Annotated in this window: 9 protein-coding genes, 3 tRNA genes and 1 pseudogene; 1 reads left to right on the top strand and 12 read right to left on the bottom strand. The window is 39.9% G+C overall.

All coding sequences use genetic code 11. The features are described from left to right. The 12 genes from ABLA85_RS13540 to ABLA85_RS13485 form a co-directional block, all read right to left on the bottom strand. On the bottom strand, positions 1–891 hold the full coding sequence (locus ABLA85_RS13540) for a hypothetical protein (protein ID WP_367964876.1): 891 nt from the start codon (positions 889–891) through the stop codon (positions 1–3). 367 nt (positions 892–1258) lie between these two features. Next, positions 1259–2521, bottom strand: a complete 1263-nt coding sequence (locus ABLA85_RS13535) for a tyrosine-type recombinase/integrase (protein WP_367964874.1) — start codon at positions 2519–2521, stop codon at positions 1259–1261. A 165-nt stretch (positions 2522–2686) separates the two neighbouring features. Beyond that, a tRNA-Leu gene (locus tag ABLA85_RS13530) sits at positions 2687–2773 on the bottom strand. 6 nt (positions 2774–2779) lie between these two features. Further along, a tRNA-Cys gene (locus ABLA85_RS13525) sits at positions 2780–2853 on the bottom strand. Between the two features lie 5 nt (positions 2854–2858). Further along, a tRNA-Gly gene (locus ABLA85_RS13520) sits at positions 2859–2934 on the bottom strand. Between the two features lie 145 nt (positions 2935–3079). Next, a complete protein-coding gene (pgsA, locus tag ABLA85_RS13515; protein WP_367964872.1) occupies positions 3080–3628 on the bottom strand; it encodes a CDP-diacylglycerol--glycerol-3-phosphate 3-phosphatidyltransferase in 549 nt (182 codons plus the stop codon). Positions 3629–3684: 56 nt separating this feature from the next. Then, on the bottom strand, positions 3685–5517 hold the full coding sequence (gene uvrC / locus ABLA85_RS13510) for an excinuclease ABC subunit UvrC (RefSeq protein ID WP_367964870.1): 1833 nt from the start codon (positions 5515–5517) through the stop codon (positions 3685–3687). 22 nt (positions 5518–5539) lie between these two features. After that, a complete protein-coding gene (gene uvrY / locus ABLA85_RS13505; RefSeq protein WP_047683523.1) occupies positions 5540–6199 on the bottom strand; it encodes a UvrY/SirA/GacA family response regulator transcription factor in 660 nt (219 codons plus the stop codon). Between the two features lie 308 nt (positions 6200–6507). Beyond that, a complete protein-coding gene (locus ABLA85_RS13500) occupies positions 6508–6909 on the bottom strand; it encodes a GFA family protein (RefSeq protein WP_367964868.1) in 402 nt (133 codons plus the stop codon). A gap of 141 nt (positions 6910–7050) precedes the next feature. After that, on the bottom strand, positions 7051–7413 hold the full coding sequence (locus ABLA85_RS13495) for a hypothetical protein (protein ID WP_367964866.1): 363 nt from the start codon (positions 7411–7413) through the stop codon (positions 7051–7053). 329 nt (positions 7414–7742) lie between these two features. Continuing rightward, on the bottom strand, positions 7743–8528 hold the full coding sequence (locus ABLA85_RS13490; protein WP_367964864.1) for a thioesterase II family protein: 786 nt from the start codon (positions 8526–8528) through the stop codon (positions 7743–7745). A 211-nt stretch (positions 8529–8739) separates the two neighbouring features. Next, positions 8740–9030 (bottom strand): histidine phosphatase family protein, encoded by a 291-nt coding sequence (locus ABLA85_RS13485; RefSeq protein WP_367964863.1) that lies wholly within the window; start codon positions 9028–9030, stop codon positions 8740–8742. Positions 9031–9280: 250 nt separating this feature from the next. On the opposite strand from ABLA85_RS13485, the pseudogene ABLA85_RS13480 reads away from it, so the two are divergent. Beyond that, a pseudogene (locus tag ABLA85_RS13480) lies at positions 9281–10933 on the top strand (Orn/Lys/Arg decarboxylase N-terminal domain-containing protein); the annotation flags it as partial. Positions 10934–11129 lie beyond the last annotated feature (196 nt).

The following is an 11129-nucleotide window of genomic DNA, read 5'->3' as shown; positions in this document are numbered from 1 at the left end:
CTAATCATTGGGAGCATGACCTGTAAAAGAATAGACAATCGATATCACCCGATTATTACTATATCCTTCTATTACAGCATAGTCACTTGAGTCATGACAACGTAAAACCTTGTCACAGGTTATATCTCTTTTGGAATAAACCAACCGCATTTCTTTATAAGTTTTACCTGCATAAGTAAACTCCACTTCTTTATGTATACTGGGTAAGTGAATTTTTTTACTAGATATTGCCTTTCGAAGCGATGATAAAGCCCTATTTTTTCTTTTTTCCTTTTTATTATGCTCCTCTTCTTCAATCTGTTTAAAATGCTCATTTTTTTTAGTTTCAAGTTTCGAGTGATAAATCCATTTGTACTTGACGAGGTTATTTTTTATCAGAGAAATCCATTCAGAAACGCTATTTCCTTCAGTAAGAGGGAAAGAGTACTCAATTGCATCAATTTGTTGGTCAATATAATACTGTTCTTTATCCTCGTCACATTTGTGAGTAACGTAGACTTCAATAGCTATATTACCAGTATCTGTTATGAGATATACGTCGGCTAGGTAGGGACCAACCCTGTATTCGAGTACTGACTTTTTAATTTCAGTTGTTAGACTGGGAACGAAAATATTTGTTTTGTCGATAGTGATCTCATTTGTTGGAAGAGTAATTTCAGATAGCGAAGAGAAATGTAGTTGCATTGCTATATGTAACTGCGTCATCTTACAATCACGGCTTTCTTCCTTTGTAGTATGAGCAAAGTGATGATTGATGCGCTTTCCCTTGTTTTTTGCAATGAGATCATCACCACAGTGCTTACAAACACAGTTACAGCGCTTTCCGTTTGGCACCGAATCTACGTGAACTATCGTGTTCAAATCATTATGAATGGCATACTCAAAAAGCATCAGTAATATTTATACCCTAACTTGTTTATATATTTGATTAGACATATCTAAAGTCAGTTTTTATTCTCTAGAACTTGCCTGCTTATCCAAATCAACTTCCCATGCAAGGCCTATTTTTATTATCATTGTTTTACCTTCATAAAGGTAGGTCACATGACTATGTGAATGGTATACATGATTGGCGTCAGTATGAGTTAACGATCCACGATAACTAAATTAAAATACAATAACATAGTGTTTGCAATGATTGTCTTTGGTTCTGAGTTGGCAGTCCTATTATGTTTTGGTTAAAAACCAGACTTTGTTGACAGTGCCAACAAAGTCTAAAAAACAATCACATATTCAGTATGTGCGAGATCAATACATATTATTTCCGGCGTTTTTTCGCAAAATCATACGGAGTAATATGTTTTTCCCGATTGGCATCCAGATAATCAGCCCACCATTGCACCATCAGCCGCCGTTCGTCTAGATGTTTAGATGTATGAATATAGGCAGCCCTGACATTTTTTCTTTCCACATGGCTTAACTGGCGTTCGATGGCATCGTCATTCCATAATCCTGATTCTCCCATTGCACCGCGAGCCATTGTTCGGAATCCATGCCCGCAAACATCGGTTTTGGTATCGTAGCCCATGCCACGCAAGGCATTATTGATGGTACTTTCGCTCATGACTTTTGTGGGGTCATGATCATTCGGGAACATGACTTCACAATCACCACTCAGTTTGCGCAATGATTTGAACAGAATGACAGCCTGGCGACTCAGCGGCACAATGTGCTCTGTTTTCATTTTCATGCCGCGCTCGGAGAATTTAACCCCTTCGATGGCTTTTCTTGTGGCGGGAATTTTCCAGACTGCATTTTCAAGGTCGAGTTCTTCCCAACGAGCAAATCGCAGCTCACTGGAACGGACAAAAGTTAATAATGTCAGTTCTACCGCAATGCGAGTGATCAAACGCCCGTGATAACGAGAAAGGCGGGTTAAAAATTCGGGTAAACGTTCATGAGGCAGAGCAGGGTGGTGTTTAGCTTTAACGGTGGAAAGTGCGCCAGCCATATCATTAGCTGGGTTGGAGTCAAGAATATCATTCTGAACGGCATAACGCATGATGGAAGTAACGCGTTGTTGTAATCGCTGGGCAATATCATGTTTGCCGTCAGCATCAACGGTTTTAATTGGTGCTAAAAGCTGGCTTGTCCGTAAAGTGGAAATATCTAGCCTGCCAATATGCGGGAAAATATAATGTTCGAGACTGCGCATGATGCGGTTGCCGTGATCTTCGCTCCAACGCTTATTGCTGGCGTGCCAGTCACGGGCGACTTTTTCAAAGGTATGCTTTCCTTTGGTTCCAGCGTGCGCCTCTTTTTTCTCGGCTTTGGGATCAATGCCCTGAGCAATCAGTTTCTTGGCTTCGTCTCGTCTGGCGCGAGCATCAGCTAAAGAAACGACAGGGTAGACACCGAAAGCTAGTCGATCTTCTTTTTTATCGGTGGGGCGATAGTATTTCATGCGCCAGTACTTAGAGCCGCGAGCCGTGATCTCCAAATAGAGGCCACCACCATCCGCGAGTTTGTAGGCTTTTTCTTTGGGTTTTGCTGTTTCGATGAGTCGTGCGTTTAGTTTCATTATAAGGGGCACATTAAAAATAGAAGTGTAGGTGCCCCAGATTATGCCCCGTCGAGTACGTTGATTGCAATAGACCAGAGTAGACCCAAAAAGAAAAGACCTGATTGATTTATCAGGTATTTCTAAGAGTTAGTTTACTAGAGTAGACGTTAGTAAACTTATATTTGGTGCCCAGAGCGGGACTTGAACCCGCACAGCCTTAAGGCCGAGGGATTTTAAATCCCTTGTGTCTACCGATTTCACCACCTGGGCTGAATCTGGAGGCGCGTCCCGGAGTCGAACCGAGGTAGACGGATTTGCAATCCGCTGCATGGCCACTCTGCCAACGCGCCTTTTTTGGAGCGGGAAACGAGACTCGAACTCGCGACCCCAACCTTGGCAAGGTTGTGCTCTACCAACTGAGCTATTCCCGCCTTTCCTTCGAACCGCTTGATTTACTTAACTTATTTTGTAAACCTCATGTGCCGTTCGATGCGTTGCATTCTACTTATTTCACGAAATGAGTCAACACAATTATTTATAAAATCGGTTCGTTCGGTGATTTTTGCGTCGTTTAGATCAGGTTTCACGCAAGTCACCCCATGCAGCGCTCAAATATTGAAACATTGACCAGAATGTTAAAATTGCTGCAGCATATAATAAGATGAATCCACTAACTTCTAATTCAACATTAGGACGCCATAATAAAGCAACCAATGCAGCCATCTGTGCGGTTGTTTTGAACTTTCCCAGCCAGGAAACTGCTACACTGCTGCGTTTTCCCAATTCAGCCATCCATTCCCGAAGGGAAGAGATAATGATCTCTCGTGCAATCATCGTTGCTGTCGGTAAGGTTATCCACCAGGTGTGATAATATTCAGTTATCAATACTAATGCGGTAGCAACCATTACTTTATCTGCAACTGGATCAAGAAATGCACCAAAACGTGTTGTCTGTTTCCATAAGCGGGCAAGAAAACCATCAAACCAATCTGTCGCAGCAGCGATAATAAAGATGATGGCGCATAACATCGGTGCCCATTGGAAAGGCAGATAAAACGCCAAAACAAAAAACGGGATTAAGGCAATACGAAACAGGGTAAGCCATGTTGGAATATTTAATTGCATAATGCTTAGTAACTATCTGGCCATGTAAAGTTTATTAGTATGGTGCATCAATACTCTTAGTGTTTCAACGCATTATAGATTTTTTCTGCCAGTGAATAAGAAATAGAAGGCACTTTTGCGATCTCTTCTACACTTGCATTGCGTAAGGGCTGTAATCCTCCCATATATTTTAACAGCATTTGTCGACGTTTTGGCCCAATTCCTTCTATAGATTCCAGTGTGCTGGTCTTTTTCATTTTTTCCCGACGTTGACGATGACCTGTTATAGCATGGTTATGAGATTCATCACGAATATGTTGAATGACGTGTAATGCTGGCGAGTCAGGAGGAAGAGCTACGCCTTCACTTTCTACTGTGAAAAATAGGGTTTCCAAGCCTGCTTTACGATCACTCCCTTTTGCTACACCAATCAGTTTGGGATGTTCTTTATCCCATTCGACATTTAATGAGCGAAAAACTTCTATTGCTTGCGTTAGTTGTCCTTTGCCGCCGTCTATAAAGATGATGTCAGGGATTTTGGCTGAATCAATTGCTTTGCTGTATCGACGACGTAAGACCTGATTCATCGCAGCGTAGTCATCTCCTGCTGTTATTCCCGTTATGTTATAGCGACGATATTCAGAACGTATGGGACCATTACTATCGAATACAACACAGGATGCAACAGTTTGTTCACCCATAGTATGGCTAATATCGAAGCACTCCATTCTGTGAATTTTTTCAATGCCTGCAAATTCAGCAAGTGCGGCCAGGCGTTGGTGAATTGTTGATTGCTGAGAAAGTTTACTGGTTAATGCTGTGGCTGCATTGGTGCGTGCTAGTTTGAGGTAGCGGGCTCTGTCACCTCTTGGGCGCGGTTGAATATGAACTTTTTTGCCGGATAAGGAAGAAAGGGAGTTTTCCAGTAATTCTTTCTCCGGTAATGAGAAGTCCAACAAAATCTCTGTTGGTAATGTCCTGTTCTGGCTGCCCTGAAGGTAAAACTGACCAAGGAAAGTTTGTACTACTTCATCTAATTTAGTATCGATAGGGATTTTGGGATAGTAACTACGGCTACCCAAAATTTTGCCCTGACGAATGAATAAAACATGCACACATGCCATGCCTGCGTCAAAAGCAACACTGATAGCGTCCAGTTCATCTTCTCCACCAGAGACGAACTGCCGTTCAGTAACTTGCCGGACAGCTTGGATCTGATCACGATAACGTGCTGCGTCTTCGAAGTTAAGTTGTTTGCTTGCATCTTCCATTCTTTTAATCAGCTTGGTCAATACCTGCTGGTCCTTGCCGGACAGAAACAGGCGGACGTATTCTACCTGCTGCTGGTACTCTTCATCTGTCACAAATCCTTTGACACAAGGGGCAAGACAGCGGCCAATCTGGTATTGCAGGCAGGGCCTGGAACGATTGCGGTATACGCTGTCTTCACATTGGCGAATGGGAAATAATTTTTGCAAAAGTGCTAATGTGTCACGTACTGCATGGGAATTTGGAAATGGCCCAAAATATTCCCCTTTAGCATGTTTGGCACCACGGTATATGGCCAGACGAGGGTGTATATCACCACTTAAGAAAATATACGGATAAGACTTATCGTCCCGCAGTAATACATTGTAGCGGGGCTGATAAAGTTTGATGTAGTTGTGTTCAAGCAGAAGTGCTTCTGTCTCTGTATGGGTTATGGTGACATCGATCTGGGCGATATTTTTCACCAACGATTCTGTTTTACGACTGCCAACTTGTGCGCGAAAATAGCTGGATAACCGCTTTTTCAGATCCTTGGCTTTACCGACATAAATCACTGTACCAGTGGTATCATACATTCGGTAAACACCTGGTTGACTGGTTACTGTTTTTAAAAATGCCTTTGAATCAAATTGCTCTGCCACGATTTACCGCCCATCACTGTTATCATCCACTATGATTTATCATATTGGGTGCATCAAGCAAACCATAGCGTATTGCTATATGAGTTAATTCTACATCACCCTTGATATTCAATTTGTTAAACATTCTATAGCGGTAGCTGTTTACTGTTTTCGGACTGAGGTTGAGTAATGTCGATATCTCATTCACCTTTTTACCCTGAGTTATCATTGTCATGATTTGGAGCTCTCGCTCAGACAGTTCATCCAACGGATTCTCTTTTTGCGGGGATAGCTGATCGAGTGCCATCCGTTGGGCAATATCTGGGGAGATATAGCGTTGCCCTGCATAAACTGTTCGGATAGCGTTGATCATATCCTGAGGCGTTGCTGCTTTACTCAAATATCCTCTGACTCCGGCCTGCATCACTTTTGTCGGCAGGGAACTGTCTGTGTGGATAGTCAACATAATTACGCGGGTATCCGGTGAATAGCGGATGATCTTTTTCGCAGCTTCAAGGCCTCCTATTCCCGGCATTCCCATGTCCATCATAACGACATCCGTGTTGTTTGACCTACACCATTTAACGGCATCTTCTCCGCTACTGGCTTCTCCTATAACTTTAATTCCCCGTACGTCATCAAGTATGCCTTTCACGCCAATGCGAACTAGTTCGTGATCATCAACTAATAAAACATTAATCAAACAACTTCTCCACCAACGTAATACCTACTGAAAATAGTGACAAATTAAGAAAATCCCATTGGATGCACTGAATTTATCTTTATGATTTTTATAATATAATTCGACATGGAGTTACTTTGATGCTCAAGCCAAATTAAATTGTTCTTGATAAAGACTATATTATACTGGGATTAGTGTAAAACATAAATAAAATTGTTACATATCAATAGAATAAATGTAAAAGCAATTATTTTTTATGAGATGTATTTGTTATAAAGCTTATTTGTCTTGAAAAATGCAATGAGGGAAATTTCCCCTCATGTTAATGGTTATTTAAATAAGTTAAGAATATCTTGTTTAGTCAACATTGGTGTTTTTTCAACAAAGTTGTAATAACCGGGTTTACTGTCGACAAAGATCTGTTTAGATAATTTTCCTGAGTTACTATTTTCAAATAATGCAACTGGGACGATATAAGTATCAGGCTGATGCAGATGGTAAAAGAGGTGAGTTCCACAGTTTTTACAGAAAGCTCGCTCTGCCCATTCTGAAGATGGATAGATTGAAACATTCTCATTACCCGCTATTTGCAAATCGTTTTTGCAATCTACAGATAAAAACGGGCCTCCATTCCATTTCTGGCATGTTTCACAGTGGCAGGCATTGATATTTTCGATACTTTGGTTAGTTTTTATTTCTACTGCACCACACAAGCAATTGCCTTTATTCACTATTCTGCCTTATATATTTGAGATGATTATTTGAAATTTTATACCAATATGATTGAGAAAGAGCTATTTCGTTTTGTTATGATTGTCACATTTATCACAATAATTTGCTGGTTCGGTGCGGCATAAAGTAAGAATGATGAATTATTTCTTCTTATCTTCGTCTTCATCGTCATCATCAATATGCCAGCTATGCAATATACGATGAACAAATGGTGTAACCACCAATCCGACAGCAATGAAAAAGATCGCTTGTAGAAATAAGCCATAAACAGCCGCAAAGTATTTTCCCAGTGTACTGGTTGGTTCAATATGTAGGCTTTGCGTTCCAATCATTGAAATAGAATTTAAAAGTGCATCAGGAATAGCGTGGCTTTCAATCAGGAAAAAGCCCAATACTCCCGGAATAATACCGATTAAGAAAATGATAAGAGCATGAAGAAAGAAACGTAAGAGTCGTAAAAGAAAACGATCCAAACTAATTAATTTGTCAGTAAATTTCTCCATGCTGAGACCTCCACCAATAAATCTTTTATTTTTTCAATGATGATTATCTAAGTAAACTCGCCAGTAAAAATATTATAGACTGTTTAATATTATTTTTATTCTTTCACTGTTTAAATTTCCTTTTTCTGAAAGGAAAAATAGCAGAATGGTTTATTTATTTTCGCACTATTGCAAAAATATAGGTAATGTTCATGTGATTCGAAAAATAGCCTTGAGCTTCTTATAATATGCCTAATAAGTTTCAAGTTTACTCACGGCGGCAAGAGAACAAAATCCCAGAAACATAGACTATTATGTGACCAGGAATTTGTTCTTTTATAGAGTGTTAGTTAAGCACTTGACAGGAGTGTGTATGGCCGTCTGGGTAATTTAAATTCAAGGATATTTGCTACAGCATCGATAACCGGGTCATTATTATCATCAATAAAGAAGTGGCTACCTTCAAAAATGATGACTTTTTTATCTTGCTCGAAAAAATCAAACCAGGAATAAAGCTCTTGTTCTGCTACCAGAGCATCATTTGCTCCGCCGAATACCGTTAGGGGGCAAGTCAAAGATGCTGTACCAGAATAGTAATACTCCTCTGATATTTTAAAATCAGCTTTTATGGCAGGTAAAATCAGTGAGAGTAATTCATCATTATCAATAATCTCTTGATTAATGCGTCCAAATTCCTGCAATGCAATAGTAAAATCTTTATCTTTTAGAGCACTTATCGGTTTTCGGATAGCGGGAACTTGCGGCCCCCTGCTACCTGAGGCGATAAATTCAATGGGTAATGACAATGATTCTACATCGATTTTTCTTAACAGTTCAAAAGCTATCCGGCTGCCTAAACTGTGTCCTAAAAAGATGTATGGTATATTCAATAGTGGCTTAATATTGACATATAAGTCTTCAACCAGGCTTTTCATATCGTTATAAGGCTTTTCCTTGAATCTTGCTCCCTTACCTGGTGGTTGAATAACTAAAAATTCAACGTTTGCTCTGATTTTTCTGGCAAAAGGAACAAAAGTTGAGCTGCCGCCTCCGGCATAAGGAAAACAAAATATCCTGATGTCTGGATTAAAAACATGATTGAGTTTAATAAAACAAGGGGAGTAGTCTTTGTTCACAATCGGATCCCATTATTATTTTTTTAGGTAGATTAAAATAAGCAGATTTGATTATTTTTGGTTTCTCATTAGCAGAATGCTACCGTCCCTGGAGCATACTATCCAATATTAAAATATAATTCTTTTTGGGGTTTTTTATTATGGTAATAAGATTTTATGAAATGAGACAGAAAAAATAGCTTTGGGATTATCCTATTGAATATAATGTCTTTTATATTCTTGCTGAATGGGTGGCAACCCCCCAGTAAACTACACTGATATGCTTTTTTGTAATATCAAACACTGAATAACTACAATTTTGTCGATGATATTGAGTTGTGTCTTCCCGTAAATTATCTTCTTTTAACTGCCATATCAGTGATTGTTGTATACGGTCGTGTGTAATCAAGCATACGATTTTATCTCTGCTATTCATCACTAAACTTTGCATATAACTGATGTCCCTTTGCGCTACTTCAATGGCTGATTCTCCCTCAGGTATAACTATCGTTGGATTGCACAATCAAAAATAACCACTATATTTAATATTTAATCAATGTGATTTTAAGCTGGAAATCTATATTCTCACAAATAGTTAGTTAACGTTATCAACTTATTGATATTCATGTTACCACTCATACAGTATTGTGAAAAATAATTTTGATGCAATGTTATAGCAGTGATAACCGTTTAATTTTCCTGATTATGTCAATCATTCTATGGCAAGCGCCAGATAACACTCAGTTCATTTGTCATTTTGATAGGAAAACATCATGAAGGTATTGATAGCAAAAAACGAAGTGGGTACAAGGCATCATAGCTACTATATCGAAAATGCAGTACACCGCTTGGCAGATAAATTAATTGAACGGGACGTTGACGTTGTTATTGCAGACTCTTTTGATGACAGTTATACGATAATTGCAGCCAACGAGCCGTTTGATTGTTTAATGGTAAGTTGTGCATTGATGGATGATGACTTATTTCAGCAAATCCAAAAATTACTGAATAAACTGTTTGAGCGTCAAGAAAATGTACCAGTATTTCTATTAAGCGATCGGGAAAAAGCTGTATTTTTATTAAATCATGAGATGTTGGAACAATTAACCGAATTTGCCTGGATACTTGAAGATTCCTCAGATTTTATTGCCGGCAGGGCTATTGCAGCGATGCATCGTTATCGCCAACAATTATTACCGCCATTGATGTCAGCGTTGATGAATTACAGAAAAGTCTATGAATATTCCTGGGCAGCGCCAGGGCATCAGGGTGGTGTTGGGTTTAATAAAACACCTGTTGGTCGCATTTATCATGATTACTACGGAGAGAATCTTTTCCGTACGGATATGGGCATTGAGCGATCTTCACTGGGGTCGCTGTTGGATCATAGTGGGGCGTTTGGCGAGAGTGAAAAAAACGCTGCCAGAGTATTTGGTGCAGACCATTCTTTTTCTGTTGTTGTCGGTACTTCAGGCTCTAACCGTACCATAATGCAAGCCTGCATGACAGAAGATGACATCGTTATCATCGACCGTAATTGTCATAAATCCATTGAGCAGGGGCTTATTTTGACAGGGGCAAAGCCTGTCTATATGCTGCCGAGCCGTAACCGATATGGCATTATTGGCCCCATTTATCCGCAGGAGATGGAGACGAAGACACTCCAGAGAAAGCTGAAACAGAGTCCACTAACTAAAGATAAAGTGAAGCAAAAACCTGTTTATACCGTTGTGACGAATTGTACTTATGATGGTGTTTGCTATAACGCCAAACATGTACAAAACCTGCTGGATAAAAGTGTCGATAGAATACATTTCGATGAAGCATGGTATGGTTATGCCCGTTTTAACCCTATCTATCATGATCATTATGCTATGCGGGGTGATCCTAAAAAGCATAAAGGGCCAACCGTTTTTGCCACTCATTCATCTCATAAGCTATTGAATGCCCTTTCGCAAGCCTCTTTCATTCATGTCCGTGATGGCCGTAATCCGATTGATTTTTCAAGATTTAATCAAGCTTATATGATGCATGCGACAACATCACCTTTGTATGCGATCTGTGCTTCAAATGACGTTGCTGTCTCAATGATGGATGGTAACAGTGGTTATTCTTTGACACAGGAAGTGATTGAGGAAGCAGTCGATTTTCGTCAGGCATTGGCGCACCTGTATCGGGATTTTGCTAAAAAGGGCGATTGGTTCTTTAAACCCTGGAATCAGGAGAAAGTGACAGATCCTGCGACTGGTAAGAAAATTGCTTTTGCTGATGCACCAAAAGAGTTACTGACCAAAGAACAAAGCTGCTGGAGGATGGAGCCGGGCGATAGTTGGCATGGGTTTGAGGATTTGCCCAATGACTGGAGTATGCTTGATCCTATCAAAGTCAGCATCCTGACACCGGGTATGGGAGATAATGGTAAGTTATTATTAACCCGGTGTGCAAATACCCATACTCCCATCATGCAGCATAATTAATTTTGGGGTGCAGAAAAAAGCGAGCAACATGTTTATTTCTTCTTTGCAGCTTCCTGAGATGACTTTTTGTCTTTTTTTCTAATTCTTGCTGATTTCTTGCGGGCGATGAGTGGCGAAGAGCACTTTTCAAATCGCCATTAAGGTA

Source organism: Xenorhabdus sp. SGI246 (genome assembly GCF_040838225.1).
Classification (GTDB): domain Bacteria; phylum Pseudomonadota; class Gammaproteobacteria; order Enterobacterales; family Enterobacteriaceae; genus Xenorhabdus; species Xenorhabdus indica.
The sequence above is the reverse complement of the archived record's forward strand: the minus strand, read 5'-3'. Positions and strand labels throughout refer to the sequence as shown.

Excerpts from the sequence above, each read along its gene's own strand:
- ABLA85_RS13540 (WP_367964876.1), bottom strand. The coding sequence starts at position 891 with ATGCTTTTTGAGTATGCCATTCATAATGATTTGAACACGATAGTTCAC.
- ABLA85_RS13535 (WP_367964874.1), bottom strand. The coding sequence starts at position 2,521 with ATGAAACTAAACGCACGACTCATCGAAACAGCAAAACCCAAAGAAAAA.
- ABLA85_RS13495 (WP_367964866.1), bottom strand. The coding sequence starts at position 7,413 with ATGGAGAAATTTACTGACAAATTAATTAGTTTGGATCGTTTTCTTTTA.
- pgsA (WP_367964872.1), bottom strand. The coding sequence starts at position 3,628 with ATGCAATTAAATATTCCAACATGGCTTACCCTGTTTCGTATTGCCTTA.